Annotated in this window: 15 protein-coding genes and 1 pseudogene; 6 read left to right on the forward strand and 10 right to left on the reverse strand. The window is 61.2% G+C overall.

Features of this window, described 5'->3' with window-relative positions; translation table 11 throughout:
- Positions 1 to 6: 6 nt before the first annotated feature.
- Genes BOP93_RS02110 through BOP93_RS02120 form a run of 3 tightly spaced genes read right to left on the reverse strand, consistent with a single transcriptional unit; the run spans position 7 to position 1,761 of the window.
- The gene (locus BOP93_RS02110) at positions 7 to 276 is read right to left on the reverse strand and encodes a phosphopantetheine-binding protein (RefSeq protein WP_027604978.1); all 270 of its coding nucleotides are present in this window, start codon (positions 274 to 276) and stop codon (positions 7 to 9) included.
- Entirely contained in the window at positions 254 to 1,066 is an 813-nt protein-coding gene (locus BOP93_RS02115) for a lysophospholipid acyltransferase family protein (RefSeq protein ID WP_104501385.1), read from the reverse strand. The genes BOP93_RS02110 and BOP93_RS02115 overlap by 23 nt, the downstream gene beginning before the upstream one ends.
- Positions 1,042 to 1,761 carry a beta-ketoacyl synthase chain length factor gene (locus BOP93_RS02120; protein WP_104501386.1) on the reverse strand — a complete coding sequence of 240 codons (720 nt, stop codon included), beginning with the start codon at positions 1,759 to 1,761 and terminating at the stop codon, positions 1,042 to 1,044. Before BOP93_RS02120 ends, BOP93_RS02115 begins: the two co-directional genes overlap by 25 nt.
- A 316-nt stretch (positions 1,762 to 2,077) precedes the next feature.
- Between BOP93_RS02120 and BOP93_RS02125 the strand changes: the two genes are divergently transcribed.
- Both BOP93_RS02125 and BOP93_RS02130 read left to right on the forward strand, forming a co-directional pair.
- Positions 2,078 to 2,848, forward strand: a complete 771-nt coding sequence (locus BOP93_RS02125; RefSeq protein WP_104501387.1) for a ParA family protein — start codon at positions 2,078 to 2,080, stop codon at positions 2,846 to 2,848.
- 424 nt (positions 2,849 to 3,272) lie between these two features.
- Entirely contained in the window at positions 3,273 to 3,431 is a 159-nt protein-coding gene (locus tag BOP93_RS02130) for a DUF6124 family protein (protein WP_205885785.1), read from the forward strand.
- A 188-nt stretch (positions 3,432 to 3,619) separates the two neighbouring features.
- Here the strand turns inward: BOP93_RS02130 and trxC are convergent, their stop codons facing one another.
- The gene (trxC, locus tag BOP93_RS02135; RefSeq protein WP_104501389.1) at positions 3,620 to 4,054 is read right to left on the reverse strand and encodes a thioredoxin TrxC; all 435 of its coding nucleotides are present in this window, start codon (positions 4,052 to 4,054) and stop codon (positions 3,620 to 3,622) included.
- A 221-nt stretch (positions 4,055 to 4,275) separates the two neighbouring features.
- Here trxC and BOP93_RS02140 point away from each other — a divergent pair, with 221 nt between their 5' ends.
- Together BOP93_RS02140 and BOP93_RS02145 are read left to right on the forward strand one after the other, a co-directional pair.
- A complete protein-coding gene (locus BOP93_RS02140) occupies positions 4,276 to 4,572 on the forward strand; it encodes a type II toxin-antitoxin system HigB family toxin (protein ID WP_104501390.1) in 297 nt (98 codons plus the stop codon).
- Positions 4,569 to 4,970 (forward strand): helix-turn-helix domain-containing protein, encoded by a 402-nt coding sequence (locus BOP93_RS02145; protein ID WP_057724389.1) that lies wholly within the window; start codon positions 4,569 to 4,571, stop codon positions 4,968 to 4,970. Before BOP93_RS02140 ends, BOP93_RS02145 begins: the two co-directional genes overlap by 4 nt.
- 4 nt (positions 4,971 to 4,974) lie before the next feature.
- Here BOP93_RS02145 and selO read toward each other — a convergent pair whose 3' ends face one another.
- The 5 genes and pseudogenes from selO to BOP93_RS28075 form a co-directional block, all read right to left on the reverse strand.
- On the reverse strand, positions 4,975 to 6,438 hold the full coding sequence (gene selO, locus BOP93_RS02150) for a protein adenylyltransferase SelO (RefSeq protein WP_104501391.1): 1,464 nt from the start codon (positions 6,436 to 6,438) through the stop codon (positions 4,975 to 4,977).
- 48 nt (positions 6,439 to 6,486) lie between these two features.
- Positions 6,487 to 9,864, reverse strand: coding sequence for a mechanosensitive channel MscK (gene mscK, locus BOP93_RS02155; protein WP_104501392.1), 3,378 nt, complete (start codon positions 9,862 to 9,864; stop codon positions 6,487 to 6,489).
- Between the two features lie 49 nt (positions 9,865 to 9,913).
- On the reverse strand, positions 9,914 to 11,656 hold the full coding sequence (locus BOP93_RS02160) for a potassium/proton antiporter (protein ID WP_104501393.1): 1,743 nt from the start codon (positions 11,654 to 11,656) through the stop codon (positions 9,914 to 9,916).
- A gap of 253 nt (positions 11,657 to 11,909) precedes the next feature.
- Positions 11,910 to 12,782: a methyl-accepting chemotaxis protein gene (locus BOP93_RS28070; RefSeq protein ID WP_420893032.1), complete on the reverse strand. Its 873-nt coding sequence runs from the start codon at positions 12,780 to 12,782 to the stop codon at positions 11,910 to 11,912.
- Positions 12,765 to 13,535: pseudogene (locus BOP93_RS28075) on the reverse strand (MCP four helix bundle domain-containing protein); the annotation flags it as partial. The gene BOP93_RS28070 and the pseudogene BOP93_RS28075, both read right to left, overlap by 18 nt.
- A 276-nt stretch (positions 13,536 to 13,811) precedes the next feature.
- Between BOP93_RS28075 and BOP93_RS02170 the strand changes: the two are divergent.
- Positions 13,812 to 14,042, forward strand: coding sequence for a hypothetical protein (locus tag BOP93_RS02170; RefSeq protein WP_057724384.1), 231 nt, complete (start codon positions 13,812 to 13,814; stop codon positions 14,040 to 14,042).
- A complete protein-coding gene (locus BOP93_RS02175; RefSeq protein ID WP_057724383.1) occupies positions 14,039 to 14,329 on the forward strand; it encodes a cell division protein ZapA in 291 nt (96 codons plus the stop codon). The genes BOP93_RS02170 and BOP93_RS02175 overlap by 4 nt, the downstream gene beginning before the upstream one ends.
- On the opposite strand, the gene BOP93_RS02180 is transcribed toward BOP93_RS02175, so the two are convergent.
- On the reverse strand, positions 14,326 to 16,128 hold the full coding sequence (locus BOP93_RS02180; protein ID WP_104501395.1) for an acyl-CoA dehydrogenase: 1,803 nt from the start codon (positions 16,126 to 16,128) through the stop codon (positions 14,326 to 14,328). The genes BOP93_RS02175 and BOP93_RS02180 overlap by 4 nt on opposite strands.
- Positions 16,129 to 16,144: the final 16 nt, after the last annotated feature.

The raw sequence follows: 16,144 nt of genomic DNA on the forward strand, positions 1-16,144 counted from the left end.
CCGGTCTCAAGCTGCCTGTCTGGCTGTGACGAATGCCGCAAGGCTGGCCACGTTGGTGAAGTGATTGCGCGTGTCCTTGGCGTCGGCATCGATCTTGATGCCGTACGTTTTCTGGATGGCCAGACCCAGCTCCAGGGCGTCGACCGAGTCCAGGCCCAGGCCTTCGCCGAACAGGGTCTGGTCGCTGCCGATGTCGTCGGCGCTGATGTCTTCCAGGCCCAGGGCCTCGATGATCAGCAGCTTTATATCGTGCTCAAGGCGGTGTTGGTCGCTCATCTTCGGCGAGCTCCTTAATGAAATAGTGATGCAGGTAATCGTTGAGCTTGCGTGACGCCTGGGGCGCGGGGCCCAGTGCGGCAAACGCGTGTGGTTCTATATCGGCACCCACGCGCAAACTGAAGTGGAATCGGCATTTGGGAATGCGATACCAGGGCTCGGCCTTGGTCAGGGTGGTGGGGCTGACCTTGATCACCACCGGGGTGATGAGGGTCGCACCGCGTAGCGCAATCGCCGCGCCGCCGCGATGAAAGGCCGGTGGCGCGCCGGGTGTGGTGCGGGTGCCCTCGGGAAAAATGATCAGGGTTTGCCCCGCGCGCAGGGCATCGGCAGCGGCGTCGAGCATGTCGGCGCTGCCATCGTTGCTGATGTAGCCGGCGTCGCGCACCGGGCCGCGGGTGAACGGGTTCTGGAACAGGCTCTGCTTGACCACGCAATTGGTCTGGCGCATCAGGCCGATCAGGAACACGACATCGATCAGCGAGGGGTGGTTGGCGACGATCATCTGCCCCGGGCGGCCGAGTTTTTCCGCGCCTTCGACGCTGTACGTGAGGATGCCCAGGCGTTTCATCAGGCGAATGAAGAACCAGAACAGGCAACTGATGGTGTGGCGCGCGCGTCGTTGATGCTGCCCGGCGTCGCCCGGCAGGCAACTGAGCAGCGGGAACACCAGCAAGCGCAGGCACAGCCCGCCGACGCCGAACACAAAGAAGCTGGCGGCCGTGGCGAACAGGCGCCAGTAATAGGCCTGCCGTGGTTTGTCGTTCAGGACTTGCGTCGCCAGTTCCATACTCGGTTCTTCCAGGCATGTTGGCAGGCGCCCTGTTCGGTCAGCAGGGTGCGCAGCAGGTTCAGGGCGTGGGGCCACTGGGTTTGAGTGAGTTGGACAGCGCTGCTGTTTAGTTCCAGTTGCCACTCGTCGCCCGGCGTCAGCAACAGGCCCAGGGCATAGGGGAAGGGCACGTCAGCGATCCAGCTGGCATACGCCTCGGGCGGTTGTTCTTCGGTAATTATCAGCAATACGGCCGGGGCGCCTTCGTTGAGCAATGCGGCGGCTTCGAGCAGGCCGTGTTCGAGGCCATCACCGGCGGCTGCAAGGGCGGTCATCTCGCTGGTTTCATTGCGCAGGATCGACCACAGGCCAATCACCGCGTTATGCACCGACAGGCTGAACTGGGTCGGCGACAGCGGCTGCTCGTTGGCCAGGTCGCTGAGGATATCGAGGGTGCGTGGGGTTTCGCCGTGGCGGGAAATGAACACCAGCGGCAGGTCTTCAAGGCCTTCAGCCAGTGGCCAGCCGACGCTGAACGCCATGCGCGCCAGACGGCTCAGGCGGCGGCGCTGCATAGCTGGCAAAAATGACACATCGGGGGACGCGTCGCTGACAGGCAGCAACACCGGGTCCCGGCACCAGGCGTGCCAGTCGTCCGCACTCTCAAGGCTAGGAGCCCAGGCGCGCCATTGGGCGATGTTGAAGTTGATCACTGAGAAGTTATCCCGCCCCTGCGGGCTTCCATGTGCGGCCAATGGCCCCGGATTCCGGGACAGAGGGCAATGGCCGAATGGCGCGCATTATCCCGGTGCCGTGGGGTTCTAGCAAATTTTGGTTAAAATTTGTTCGCTGTTGGTTACAAAAAAAGTCGTTGAAATTTACCGTTGTGTGCGACAGAGGGTCGAACTGGATTGTGGGAGCGCTCCCATTCATTTGTGAGCCAGACACAGCGCAGGGATGAACGAGGTAGCTAACCGGCGCTTTTGCGCTCTACACTCGGGTTATTCATTGAGACACGGAGGCTTTTCCATGCGGCGCGTGGTGTTCAATCAGAAAGGCGGCGTGGGCAAGTCCAGCATCGCCTGCAACCTGGCGGCGGTCAGCGCCAGCGAAGGTTATCGAACCCTGTTGGTGGACCTCGATGCACAGGGCAACTCCACCCAGTACCTCACCGGGCTTACCGGTGACGACATCCCCGTGGGAATCGCCGATTTTTTCAAGCAGACCCTGTCTTCCGGGCCGTTTTCCAAGAAGAACAAGGTGGATATCTACGAGACGCCCTTCGACAACCTGCATGTCATCACCGCCACCCCGGAGCTGGCGGACCTGCAGCCCAAGCTCGAGGCCAAGCACAAGATCAACAAGCTGCGAAAGCTGCTGGATGAGTTGAGCGAGGATTACGACCGTATCTACCTGGACACGCCCCCGGCGTTGAATTTTTATGCGGTTTCGGCGCTGATTGCCGCTGATCGCGTGCTGATCCCCTTCGATTGCGACAGCTTCTCGCGCCAGGCCCTGTATGGCCTGTTGGCTGAAATCGAAGAATTGAAGGAAGACCATAACGAAGGCCTGGAAGTGGAAGGTATCGTGGTCAACCAGTTCCAGGCCCGGGCAAGCCTGCCGCAACAGATACTCGATGAAATGATTGCCGAAGGGCTGCCGGTGCTGCCGGTGTACCTGGCCAGTTCGGTGCGCATGCGTGAGTCGCACCAGGAGAGCAAGCCGCTGATTCACCTGGACCCACGGCACAAGCTGACGCAGCAGTTTGTTGAATTGCATAACCTGCTGGAAAACGCCTGATCCTAAGGGCTACACAGACCCAATGTGGGAGGGGGCAAGCCCCCTCCCACATTTGGATTGCATTCCAGTTGGGTTTCTGGGACTTATCCTACGAAGGCTGTAGGAGCGGTCTGGCAGCAGGGGATAAGCCTTGTAACCTTGCCTACAGCTACGCCAGAATCCGCCGGCTTGTGCGTCTGGATGGGGGTCTCTAAGGTTTGCCGGTCGCTGAATGTTCAGTGATCGGGTTTAGTAGCCCACTCAGACCAAAGCATGTGCACCGCTCCAAAAGCATGGCGCTTCTTGCCTGTCGATGGTGGCTGTGCGCAGGGCACCTTCGGGTGCGCCGGGTTTTGCTTTCGTTCTACCGGTCTACTAACCTGCGTACAGCTGCCGCCCCTTGTTTAGTAGCAAGCAGGCGATGGCCCTGGCAGAGAACGAAAATATGAATTTATTCACCGTTACACCCAACCTCCCCACCGAAGCGCTGGTCATCAACAGCTACGAAACCTTCTCCTCGGTCCGCACCTTATTGCTCAATCTATCCAACGACCTCACCGGTGAACACCGCGATGTGGCTTTGGCTATCCATCAACTGAGCTAACTGGGCGTCATGCTGGTCAGCCAGATGATGGACCGAGAAGTCTCCGTGGTCTGAAGTTAAAACGCGGTCAAATGTGGGAGGGGGCTTGCCCCCGATGGCGGTATGTCAGCCAGCTTATTTGTAGCTGACCCACCGCTATCGGGGGCAAGCCCCCTCCCACACTGTTCAGTGGTGTTCTCAAGGGTTGATCACACCCCTTGGCTACTCAGCCAGCTCATCAACTGTGGCAATGGGAATGCCCCACTCTGGCGCGCCACTTCCCGGCCGTTCCTGAACAGAATCAAACTCGGAATCGAGCGAATCCCCAACTGCGCCGACAGTTGCTGATTAGCCTCACTGTCCAGCTTGGCCAACCGGCATTTACCTTCAAGCTGCCCGGCAGCCTGCTCGAATACCGGCGCAAACGACTTGCACGGCCCGCACCAGTCAGCCCACACATCCACCAGCAACGGCAGGTCGCCCTTGATCTGGCTGGCGTAGTCGCCTTGTTTCAATTCAAACGGCTTGTTCAACAACACCGGCTGCTTGCAGCGCCCGCACTTTGGCGAATCACCCAGGCGTGCGCCGGGGATGCGGTTGAGACCGTTGCAATGTGGGCAGGGGATTGCGAGAGGTTCAGGCATCGGAGGCTCCTGGGACTGGCCAATAGGTTGTATTTGGTGCCGGGGCTGAGATTTATCAAGGCTGGGTGCAGAGACTCATTCGCTCACAGTTTCTCCCGCGCCGGGTGATTCGTCTGTCTAGGCTTGCTGCTGTGCGCCATTGGTCTGTTTACGGCTATAGCAAATTGCGATAGTCGGAAATCAGGTTTAACCTCCATAGCAAGATGCGATAAGGACGTTGCATGCGAGTCATCAGTGAAAAGAGGATCTGGGAAGCAAAAGAAGCATGGCCGCGCTCGGCAACGGCTCTGAATCAGTGGTATCGCGTGATCAAGCGCAACGCCCCCAAAGACTTTGCCGCAATGAAAACCATGTTTCCCGCCACGGACAAGGTAGGTGAATTTCATGTCTTTGATATTGGCGGTAACAAACTGAGGTTGATTGCGTCGGTGCAGTATCGAATTCAGCGCATTTACATCAAGCACCTGCTGGACCACCGCGACTATGAGAAGGACAAATGGAAGGAAAAAAACAGATGAGCGCGCTTATGCAAGTAGCGGCAGAACACTGGCAGTTCGTTTCGCCAGTGCTGCGCAAGCCGGAAAACGAGGCAGACTACGATGCACTGGTGTGCGGTTTGGATGAGTTGTTGAGCCTGGTGGGTGAAGACGAGGACAGCCCGCTGATGAGCCTGGTCGACATTCTCAGCGACTGGATCGAAGCTTACGACCGTGAGCACCGCCCAATGCCCGTCGCCAGTGGGGTCGATGTGCTGCGCTACATGATGCGCGAGCACAATCTCACCCAAAGCGACCTTCCGGGGGTTGGGGCGCAATCAGTCGTTTCGGAAATATTGAGCGGAAAGCGCCAGCTCAACGTGCGTCAGATTCGTTGGCTGGCCGAGCGTTTCGGGGTGTCTGTGGAGACCTTTATCTAAGCGGTCAAGACGAACAACTGATCTCCAGATGCTTGCCCCAATCCGGCGGGCGCTGTGCGTACTGCTCCATCCCCGCTTGTTCCTCGAACGGCCTGGTCAGCACTTCATGCAGCCGCCGCACTTCGCTGTAGTACCCGGACTCGGCGGCGGCGATCGCGTTTTGGGCGAGGTAGTTGCGCAGGATGTACAGCGGGTTAACGGCATGCATCCGCTCACGGCGCTGCGCCTCGTTGTCGTTCCCGTCTCTTGCAACACGGGCCTTGTACAGTTCGGCCCAGGCATCGAAGCCGGCGAGGTCGACAAAGTCGTCGCGCAAACGCGCCACGGCCAGCGCCGCCGACTCATCGCCCAGGCGCCGGAAGAACAGCGTGTAATCCACGCCGCTGTTCTGCATCAGTTTGAGTAAACGCTCCACCAGCTTCTGATCATCTTCTTCGGCGGTGGTCAGGCCCAACCGGCGACGCATCAGGTCCAGGTAATGCGCCTGGTACAGGGGCAGGTACAGGCCGAGGGCTTCTTTGAGTGCGTCAACGCTGATAAACGGTGTGAGCGCCTGGGCCAGGGCGCTGAGGTTCCACTGCCCGATCGGTACCTGATTGCTGAAGGAGTAACGCCCTTCGTGATCGGAATGGTTGCAGATGAAGTGCGCGTCGAAATCGTCCAGAAACGCAAACGGCCCAAAGTCGAACGTGATGCCCAGGATCGACATGTTGTCGGTGTTCATCACGCCGTGGCAGAAACCATACGCCTGCCATTTGGCGACCATTTCGGCGTTGCGCTCGACGATTTCGCGGAACATCGCGAGATACGGCTCAGGCTGTTCGCGGCACTCGGGGTAATGCAGGTTCAATACGTGTTCGGCCAGTTCGGCCAACTGCTCGGACTTTTGGGTGTAGTAGAAGTATTCGAAGTGCCCGAAGCGGATATGGCTGGGGGCCAGGCGCAATACCATGGCCCCGCGTTCCTGCTTCTCACGCCACACCGGGGTGCTGGAGCCGATCACGCACAAGGCGCGGCTGGTGGGGATGCCCAATGCATGCAGCGCTTCGGAGGCGAGGAATTCGCGGATCGAGGAGCGCAATACCGCGCGCCCGTCGCCCATGCGTGAGTAGGGCGTCATGCCGGCGCCCTTGAGGTGCAGGTCCCAATGTTCGCCGGCCTGGTTATACACCTCGCCCAGCAGCAACCCTCGGCCATCGCCCAGTTGCGGGGTGTAGCCGCCGAACTGGTGCCCGGAATAGACCATCGCCCGCGGCTGCGCCTCGGCCCACAGCTTATGGCCGCCGAACAGTTCGGCAAACACGGGCGTTTCGGCCACGGCCGGGTCGAGGTCGAGCAGGGCCATGGCGGCGTCGCTCGCCACCACCAGGCGCGGCTCGTCCAGGGGCTCGGGCAGCACGTGGGTTGAGAACGCATCGCCCAGGCGTGCGAAGCGGTTGTCGAAGGTCAGTTCGTCGAGGGCTTTCACCGGGCATCTCCAGCAGGATGCCCCAGCATTTGGCTGGGGCTCAGTTCTTTAGTCGAGTTTGCTCGGCGGGGGTTCAGGCGCATCCTCGACCTTTGCGGCGGGCGGCTCGGGCGTATCCTGCTCGGGCGCAACGAGGGTCTTGCGTTCGTCTTCCACCGGCACCAGTTTGTATTCCTGGCCGTGCATGTTCTTCAAGTACACCTCCATCTGTCGGAACGAGATGTTGATGTGCTGCTTCTTGAACTCACGGTTGATATAGCGGTTGACCTCGTCCAGCACCGGGTTGCGGTCGCCCAGGTCGCGCACGTGCATGCGCAGCTCGTGGTCGAGGGTGCTTTCGCCGAAGTTGAGGAAATACACATGGGGTTCCGGTTCCTTCAGTACCCGTGGGTTTTCCCTGGCGGCCTTGAGTAACAGCTCCTTTACCAGATCCAGGTCGGAGCCGTAGTCCACGCCCAGTTTCAGGGTCACTCGCGTGATGGTGTCGGTCAGCGACCAGTTGATCAGTTGCCCGGTAATGAAGGTCTTGTTCGGGACAATGATGTCCTTGCGGTCGAAGTCGGTGATGGTGGTGGCGCGGATGCGGATCTTGCTCACCGTGCCCGACAGGTTGCCGATGGTGATGGTGTCGCCGATGCGCACCGGGCGCTCGAACAGGATCATGATGCCGGAGATGAAGTTGGCGAAGATTTCCTGCATGCCGAAGCCCAGTCCTACCGACAATGCCGCCACCAGCCATTGCAACTTGTCCCAGCTCACGCCCAGGGTGGACAAGGTGGAGACGAAACCGACGCCGGCGATCACATAGGACAGCAATGTCGTGGTGGCATAGGCGCTGCCTTGCGCCAGTTCCAGCTTGGACAGCACCAGCACTTCGAGTAAACCGGGCAGGTTGCGCGCCAGGGCGAAGGTGATACCGATGATGATCAACGCGCCGAGCAAGTCGCCGATGCTGATCGGCACCATGCTGATATTCGCACCGGTGCCGCTGGTGTATTCGTACAGTGTGACGTTATCCAGGTAGGAAAATACCGAGATGAGGTCCGACCACACCCAGTACAGGGCTGCGATAAAGCCGCCGAGCAGGGCGAGGCGGATCAGGCGCAAGGATTGTTCGTTGACCTTCTCGATGTCCAGGGTCGGCTCTTCAACCACCGCTTCGCCTTCACCGGCTTCCTTGGCGGCCTGGCGTTTGGCCAGGGCGCGCGCATAGGCCAGGCGTCGGGCGGCCACGCTCAGCCAGCGTACGAAGGTGGCTTCGATCACCAGCCAGAACATCAGCAGGTACAAGGTGTTGATCAAGCGGTCGCTGAGCTTGAGCGCGGTGTAGTAGTAGCCGAAGCACACCGCAATAAACAGCGCAATCGGCAGGGCGGTGAACAACAGGCCCACGGCTTTGCGAAACAGCGAGGCTTTTTCGTGGGTGGGGCTGTTGAGCAGCAGGCGACTGAGCAGCCACGCCATCAGGGCGTAGCAGGTGAGGACCACGGCGATGCCCAGCACGTCTTCGGCGAGTGCCGCCGGTTGGTGCTCGGCGATGGCCACCACGGCCACCAGGGCCAGTACCACCAGCCCGAGCTTGCGCACCCAGCCCTGGAGGAATTCGACCTGGGGCTTTTCCCAGCGAAAGTGCAGCTCGGCCACGCCGCCGGGCGCGAGGATGCGGTAGGCGGTGTAGAACACCAGCCACGCCTGGGCGATCTGCAGCAGGGCCGAGCCCAGGTTGGCGTTCTGCCCACGGGCGTCGATCTGCAAGGCATAGCCGCACAGCGCCAGGCCCAGGGATACCGGCATCGCCAGCAGGATATTGATCAGGATCGCCTGCGGCGTGTGCCACTGGCTGTCGCGCTTGAAGTGACCGATGTCCAGGTGAACCTTGTTCAGGCGCTGATACAACGCCTTGCGCCGCCACAGCAGCGCGCCGATCAACAGCAGCAGCGGCAGGAACAGCAGCGGACGCTGGGTCAGGCCGTCATACAACTCGCTGACGCTGGAGGCCCAGGGCAGGGTGGTGATTTGCTTGCTCAGGTGCGCCGGTACGGTTTCCAGCCACTCGGTGTCCAGCGGCTTGTTGCTCGGTATCCAGAACATCTGCTCATCGAGCGTGGCGCGCAGGGTGGTGGCGGTGCTGAGCAGTTGTTTCTGGTTCAGTTGCAGGGTGATGGATTCGTTGAGCAGCGCGCTCAATTCACGGCTCAGGCGCTCCAGCAGGTCGCTGCGGGTGATCGCCAGTTCCAGCAGGGTGCGGCGCAATTGCGGGGTGACGTCGTCCGGCGGCTGGTTGGCCAGCAGGTTATCCACATAGGCACTGGGAGAGCTGATCAGCTCGCGCTGCTGGTTGACCTCGAACTGGTACAGGCGAATGTTGGCGATGTCGTCGGCCAGGTCGCGGTCGACGGTCAAGCGCGGCAGGGCCTGCTTCTGTTTGTAGAGGATCTTGGACAGCAGCAGGCTGCCCTTGAGTACGTTGATTTGCTCGTCCAGCGCCGAATCGCTTTGGGTCACGGTGTCCAGTTGCTGCTTGGTCTGCAGGTTTTTCTGGGTCAGGTCGTTGAGGCGGTCGGTGCTTTTGAGCAGGTAGTCGGAGAGCTTCAGGTTGGCCGCGCTTTCCGTGGCCAGCAGGCTGCTGCCGCCGGCTTTCTGCGCTTCGATGGACTGTTGGGTCACCGTCTGCTGGGACTGGGCCAGGCGTTTCTGGTTGATCAGGGTTTGCAGGTCCTGGATTTCCTGCTCCAGGCGCGTGGTTTTTTCCTGGATCAGGTCGCGCTGGCTGTTGCCCAGGTCTTGCAACTGGCTGTTGCCGGCCAGTTCCTGGCGGCGCAGGGGAATCAGCGCGTTCAGGGCGGCGAGTTCGGCGTTGAGCTGGTTGCGCTGGTCGGCGTTGAGGGCTTTGCCGTTGTCCTTGCCGGTCTTGAGGGTCGCATTGATTTGCTGGATGCGCGTCTGGCTGCTGCTGATCTCGGTCTGGGCGCGCTCTGGCCGGGTCTGGGCGGCGATGGTCAGGCTGTTGGCGTCGGCCAGCTCTTTTTGCAGGTCGCCTTGCTGGGTGCTGCGCTGCACCAGCAATTGCTCAAGCTGCGGCACGGGCAGGCTGGCGTAGCGTTGGGCCACCGGGACGATTTTGGTGGCCTTGAGCCGGGTCAGCTCGCGCTGGTTGTCGACCGTCTGGCGCGGCGCGTCCTCCAACTGGCGTTTGAGGTCGGCCAGGCGCTGCTCGTAATCCTGCTTGTTGGCCAGGTACGTCAGGGTCTGTTGCAGGATGCCCTGCAATGCCTTCATGTCGGCGTCGGGCAGCTTGCGGTCGGGCAGCTTGTCCAGGGTTTGCTGGATAGCGTCGGCGCTGGGCGGGTCGGCGGCGTGGACGGTGCCGACACAAAGGGTCAGGCCCAGCAGGGCAGTAGCGAGAAAAGTGCGCAGGATTGGCATAGAGACCGGTCGAGCAAGGTGAAGAATCGGGGCGTTGTCGCCCCGCAGTTTAGAGGAAGAGCCCGGGGCCCGGGCGACTTCCTTCGGGGAATCTGACGCCGACTTTGCCAATCTTGTTCCCGTCCATGACTGCGATGGTCCAGATGGTGTTGTTCCACTCCACCTGGTCGCCCACCACCGGCGCACCGCCGACTTTCTGGGTGATGAAGCGGCTCAACGGCATGTCCGGGTCGATACCCTCCAGCTTGAGCCCGTACAGCGCCGACACCGCGCCCAGCTGGGCGTCGCCTTCAAGGACGAAGTCGCCGAAGAAGCGCAGGTCCAGGCCTCGTTGCGGTGCCTGGCTGAACAGTTTGCCCAGGGCCGGCAGGTTGTGTTCATGGCCGATGACGCAGAGCAAATCATCGACTTCCAATACCGTACTACCCGACGGATGGAGCAGTTGCTGGCCACGGAACAGTGCGGCGATCCGCGTGCCCTCGGGCATTTTCAGCTCGCGCAGGGCGGCGCCGATGCACCATTTTTCCGCGCCCAGGCGGTAGACGAACAGCTCCCACTCGCTGGTGACGTGCACTTCCAGGGCGGCGCGGGAAATCGGCGCCGGGTCCGGCGGAACGGTGACTTTGAGCAACTTGGCCACCCACGGCAGGCTGGTGCCCTGCACCAGCAGCGACACCAGCACAATAAAGAACGCCAGGTTGAAGTACAGCTGCGCATGGGGCAGGCCGGCCATCAGCGGGAACACCGCGAGAATGATCGGCACCGCACCGCGCAGGCCGACCCAGGCGATAAAGGCTTTTTCGCGACTGTGGAAGGCCTTGAACGGCAGCAGGCCGACCATCACCGACAGCGGGCGCGCAAACAGGATCATCCACAGCGCCAGGCCCAGGGCGGGCAGGGCGATGGGCAGCAAGTCATGGGGCGTGACCAGCAGGCCCAGCACCAGGAACATGCCGATCTGCGCCAGCCAGGCCATGCCGTCGAGCATATGCAGGATGCCGTGGCGGCTGCGCACCGGACGGTTGCCGATCACCAGGCCGCACAGGTACACGGCGAGAAAACCGCTGCCGTGCAAGGCGTTGGTCAGGGCGAAGACGAACAGGCCGCCGGCGATCACCAGGATCGGGTACAGGCCGTTGGCCAGGTTGATGCGGTTGACCATTTGCAGCATCAGCCAGCCGCCGCCCAGGCCAACCAGGCCGCCGATGCCGAATTCGCGGATCAGGTGGGTCAGCAGGCTCCAGTGCAGGCCGGTCTGGCCGCTGGCGAGCATGTCGATCAGGGTCACGGTGAGGAACACCGCCATGGGGTCGTTGCTGCCCGATTCGATTTCCAGGCTGGCGCTGACCCGTTCATTCAGCCCCTTGCCGCCCAGCAGCGAGAACACTGCCGCAGCGTCCGTGGAGCCGACGATGGCGCCGATCAGCAAGCCCTGGATGATATTGAGGTCGAACAGCCAGGCCGCGGCCATGCCGGTGAGGCCGGTGGTGATCAGCACGCCGACTGTGGCCAGGGACAACGCCGGCCAGAGCGCCACACGGAAACTCGCCACCCGCGTGCGCAAACCGCCGTCGAGCAGGATCACGGCCAGGGCGAGGTTGCCCACCAGGTAGGCGGTCGGGTAGTTATCGAAGATGATGCCGCCGCCATCGACGCCGGCGATCATGCCCACGGCCAGGATGATCACCAGGATCGGAATCCCTAAGCGCGACGACAGAGAACTCACCAGAATGCTCGCACTCACCAGCAACGCGCCGATCAAGAACAGGCTGTTGATGGTCGTCGCATTCAAAGGCAGTACTCCAGAGCAGGGAAGACAGGGCGCAAACTGACCATGCAGTCTGCGTGCCAGGGATTCTAACCTGTTGAATTGCTGCGCTGTCAAAAAGCTTTTGTGGGGGGAATCCCATAATGAAGGTTCTACACAGATCCAAATGTGGGAGGGGGCTTGCCCCCGATAGCGGTGTGTCAGCTACAGATAAGCTGACTGGCATACCGCAATCGGGGGCAAGCCCCCTCCTACATTTTTAAGCCAGTGCCGTCAGTCAGAGACGGAAGCGGCCGACCATGCCATTCAAATCCACCGCCAGGCGCGACAGCTCGCTGCTCGCCGCGCTGGTCTGGCTGGCGCCGGTCGCCGATTGCACCGACAGGTCACGGATATTCACCAGGTTGCGGTCGACTTCCCGTGCAACCTGCGCCTGTTCCTCCGCCGCACTGGCGATCACCAGGTTGCGCTCGTTGATCTCGACAATTGCGGTGTTGATGGTGTCCAGCGACAGCCCCGCGCCCTTGGCGATGTTCAGCGTCGATTCGGCGCGCTCGGTACTGTTGCGCATCGAATCCACCGCATGCTCGGTGCCGGCCTGGATGCTGCCGATCATGCGTTCGATCTCGCTGGTGGACTGCTGGGTACGATGGGCCAACGCGCGCACCTCATCCGCCACCACCGCAAAACCACGCCCGGCCTCACCGGCCCGCGCCGCTTCGATGGCCGCGTTGAGGGCCAGCAGGTTGGTCTGGTCGGCCAGGCCGCGGATCACGTCCAGTACCTTGCCGATATCGCGCGATTCATTGGCCAGCTCACCGATCAAGGTCGCGGTGGCTTGCACATCGCCGCTCATGCGTTCGATGGCGCTGACGGTTTCCTGCACCAGGTCGCGCCCGTCGCCGGCGGAGGTGGTGGCGTTGCGCGAGGCTTCAGAAGTGCTCACGGCATTGCGTGCGACTTCCTCGACCGCGCTGGTCATCTCGTTGACGGCGGTGGCGGCCTGTTCGATTTCGTTGTTCTGCTGGGTCAGGCCGCGCGCGCTTTCATCGGTGACCGCATTGAGCTCTTCAGCCGCCGACGCCAGTTGCGTGGCCGAGCCGGCGATGCGTTGCAGGGTGTCGCGCAGTTTGTCTTGCATCTTGGCCATGGCGGCGAGCAGGCGCCCGGCTTCGTCGTTACCGTCGACCTTGATCGGGCGCGTGAGGTTGCCTTCGGCCACTTCTTCCGCCGCTTCCAGGGCCTGGGAGATCGGCACGGTGATGCTGCGGGTCAGCAGCCAGGCGAACAACAGGGTCAGCGCGGTGGCGATCACCAGCAGGCCCACGACCATGTTGAAGGCCAGGTTGTACTGGTCTTCGGCCTGCTGGTTGGTGTCCAGGGCCATGGCGTTATTGATTTCCAGCAGGCGGTTGAGTACCCCGTTGACCTGCTCGGAGTTGGTCAGCAGTTCGGTGTTGAGCAGGGCGCGCAATGCCTCGACCTGGTTGCCCTGCGAGAGGCTCTTCATACGCTCTTCGATCTGATGGTACTGAGCCAGCAATCGCAAGTATTCGTTGTAGGTCGAACGTTCTTCGCTGGTCTCGATCAGCTTTTCATACACGCCTTGGGCGGTGCGGATCTGCTGGTTGCGCAGGTCGAAGGCTTCCAGGGTCTTTTGCTGCACGTCCGGCTCGCGGTTGGTGAGCAAGCGGTACGACAACACGCGCAGGCGCAATGTCAGTTGGGTGAACTCGTCGAGCGCGCGGATGCTGGGTACGCTGGCCAGGGTGATGTCTTCGGTGGCCGCTCGGATCTTGCTCATCTGGTTCAGCGCGAACACGCCGAGAAACAACATCAAGGCGCCGATAAACGCGAAGCCGAGGAAGGCCCTCGGCGCGATATTCATATTACGAAGAGACATGCTGGAATCCTGGGGGGAGCGCGATCCGTGCGGCCATGAGGTGGTGTGTGCATCGCGTATCGGCCCTACGACTAAAGTCTTAAGGAGCTGTGCGTTTTTGTCGCATCTGACCAGGGGTTTCAGCGATTCAGGAACCAGATTGGGTAATTGCAGTCACTAAGGCTCGAAAGTGCGGCCCGGGCCTTCGGAATCGGGCTGTGCGCCGGGGGATAACCCTGGCATCCGAGGTGAATTTTCTTTATCGTCACCGCCCTTTTAAAAGCTCGAGAAATCAAAATGTTAGAAGCATCCCTCAGCCAACTGGAACAACTGGTCAGCGACCTCGTACAGCAGAATCAAGACCTGCTGGGCAGCAACGAATCCCTCAAGGCGGAGCTTGCCCGTGCCAGGGACGAGAACGACAGCCTGCAACTGAACCTGATGGAACAGGAAGAAAAACACGGTGCCACCGCCGCCCGTATCCAGGCACTGGTTGAGCGTGTAAGCGCAGGGCCTGTCAGCGCATGAACGAAGGGATAAAGGTCGTTTCGATTCTCGGAGAGGATTACTCGATCAAGGCACCGGCCGGGGAAGACCAGACCCTGATGCACGCCGTGACTATGCTCAAGGCCTCCCTGGCCACCACCAAGAAAAAGTACCCGACCCTGATCGGTGACAAATTATTGGTACTGGCCGCGCTGAACCTGTGCGCCGAGCAAATCGAAATGCAGCAGGCTCACCAACAGGAACTCGACCGTTACCAAGAGCAAGTCAGCGCCACGGTCGAGGTGATTTCCAAGGCGATCCAGCCCTAGAACCACGCATCCTGCATGCCCAGGCACGTATCGTCACGTGCCTCCAGAATCGCCAGTTCATGATGGCAGCCTGGTACTTCCCAGGTCAGGAAGTACCGGGCGGCCTGGAGCTTGCCTTTATAGAAGGCCACATCGGCCGCGTTGCCCCTGGCCAGTCCTTCTTCGGCGCGAATCGCCTGTTCCAGCCAGCGCCAGCCAATCACCGTGTGCCCGAACACCTTCAGATACAGCGCCGAGTTCGCCAGGCTGCTGTTGACCTTGCCCTGGGCGAGATCGCCCAGCAGGCCGAGGGTGACGCTTTGCAGGCGACTGACCAGGTGCTCCAGTGGTTGCCTCAGCGCGGTCAGCGATGGGTACTGCTGTGCCCGCGCGCCTGTCTCGGCGATCAGTCGAATCAATTGCTTGAGCCCGGCACCCCCGTTCTGCGCCAGTTTGCGCCCGAGCAAATCCAGGGACTGGATGCCATGGGTGCCTTCGTGGATCGGGTTCAGGCGGTTATCGCGGTAGTACTGCTCCACCGGGTATTCACGGGTATAGCCATGGCCGCCAAGGATCTGGATTGCCAGTTCGTTGGCCTTGAGGCAGAACTCCGACGGCCAGGATTTGACGATGGGTGTCAGCAGGTCCAGCAGCTCGTGGGCCTGTTTGCGCTCGTCGTCGGTCGGCAGGGTGGTGGTGTCGTCGAACAGCCGCGCGGCGTACAGGCCGAGGTCGAAGGCGCCTTCGACATAGGCTTTTTGTGTCAGCAGCATGCGCTTGATATCGGCGTGCTGGATGATCGGTACCGGGGCAGTGCCTGGGTCTTTGCTGTCCGGCAGGCGGCCTTGCGGACGTTCGCGGGCGTACTCCAGCGAGTAAAGGTAGCCCGCATAACCGAGCATCACCGCGCCCATGCCCACACCGATGCGTGCTTCATTCATCATCTGGAACATGCAGCTCAGGCCCTGGTGCGGTTTGCCCACCAGGTAGCCGACACAGTTGCCGTTATCACCGAAATTAAGCGCTGTGGACGTGGTGCCGCGCCAGCCCATCTTGTGAAACAGCCCGGCCAGCAGCACGTCGTTGCGCTCGCCCAGGCTGCCGTCATCGTTGACCAGGAATTTGGGCACGATAAACAGCGAAATGCCCTTCACCCCCGCCGGTGCATCGGGCAGCTTGGCCAGCACCATGTGCACGATATTTTCCGACAGCGGGTGGTCGCCGCCGGAAATGAAGATCTTGTTGCCCTTCAGGCGATACGTGCCGTCCGCCGCTGGCTCTGCGCGTGTACGAATATCCGACAAAGACGACCCGGCATGCGGTTCGGTGAGGGCCATGGTGCCGAAGAAACGTCCGTCGATCATTGGCTGCAGGAAACGCTGTTTCTGCTCTTCGGTGCCAAAACTTTCAATCAGGTTGGCGGCGCCCATGGTCAGGAACGGGTAGGACGTCGACGCGGCGTTGGCCGACTGGAAGTGCGCAAAGCAGGCCTGGGACAGCAATGTAGGCAGCTGCATGCCACCGGCTTCGAAACTGCGCGCAGCGTTGAGAAAACCGGCTTCAAGAAAGGCATCCACGGCCGGCTTTACTTCCGGAATCAGGATCGCCTTGCCGTCTTCATAGCGCGGTTCGTTTTCATCGTTCTTGCGGTTGTGCGGCGCGAAGTGCTTTTCGGCAATGCTGCGCGCCGTGCTGATGGCGGCATCGAAGGTTTCGCGATTGTGCTCGGCAAACCGCTCGCGCTGAGTCAGGCCCTCGGCATCGAGGACTTCGTACAGCTCGAAAGCCAGATTGCGGGAACTGAGCAGCGTCTCGGACATGGCGGATTACCTTTGA

Source organism: Pseudomonas orientalis (assembly GCF_002934065.1).
Lineage (GTDB): Bacteria > Pseudomonadota > Gammaproteobacteria > Pseudomonadales > Pseudomonadaceae > Aquipseudomonas > Aquipseudomonas orientalis_A.

What these genes read in the sequence shown, in the direction of transcription:
- BOP93_RS02110 (WP_027604978.1), bottom strand. Translation starts at nt 276, where the DNA reads ATGAGCGACCAACACCGCCTTGAGCACGATATAAAGCTGCTGATCATC.
- BOP93_RS02115 (WP_104501385.1), bottom strand. Translation starts at nt 1,066, where the DNA reads ATGGAACTGGCGACGCAAGTCCTGAACGACAAACCACGGCAGGCCTAT.
- BOP93_RS02125 (WP_104501387.1), top strand. Translation starts at nt 2,078, where the DNA reads ATGCGGCGCGTGGTGTTCAATCAGAAAGGCGGCGTGGGCAAGTCCAGC.
- BOP93_RS02130 (WP_205885785.1), top strand. Translation starts at nt 3,273, where the DNA reads ATGAATTTATTCACCGTTACACCCAACCTCCCCACCGAAGCGCTGGTC.
- trxC (WP_104501389.1), bottom strand. Translation starts at nt 4,054, where the DNA reads ATGCCTGAACCTCTCGCAATCCCCTGCCCACATTGCAACGGTCTCAAC.
- BOP93_RS02140 (WP_104501390.1), top strand. Translation starts at nt 4,276, where the DNA reads ATGCGAGTCATCAGTGAAAAGAGGATCTGGGAAGCAAAAGAAGCATGG.
- BOP93_RS02145 (WP_057724389.1), top strand. Translation starts at nt 4,569, where the DNA reads ATGAGCGCGCTTATGCAAGTAGCGGCAGAACACTGGCAGTTCGTTTCG.
- mscK (WP_104501392.1), bottom strand. Translation starts at nt 9,864, where the DNA reads ATGCCAATCCTGCGCACTTTTCTCGCTACTGCCCTGCTGGGCCTGACC.
- BOP93_RS28070 (WP_420893032.1), bottom strand. Translation starts at nt 12,782, where the DNA reads ATGGCCAAGATGCAAGACAAACTGCGCGACACCCTGCAACGCATCGCC.
- BOP93_RS02170 (WP_057724384.1), top strand. Translation starts at nt 13,812, where the DNA reads ATGTTAGAAGCATCCCTCAGCCAACTGGAACAACTGGTCAGCGACCTC.
- BOP93_RS02175 (WP_057724383.1), top strand. Translation starts at nt 14,039, where the DNA reads ATGAACGAAGGGATAAAGGTCGTTTCGATTCTCGGAGAGGATTACTCG.
- BOP93_RS02180 (WP_104501395.1), bottom strand. Translation starts at nt 16,128, where the DNA reads ATGTCCGAGACGCTGCTCAGTTCCCGCAATCTGGCTTTCGAGCTGTAC.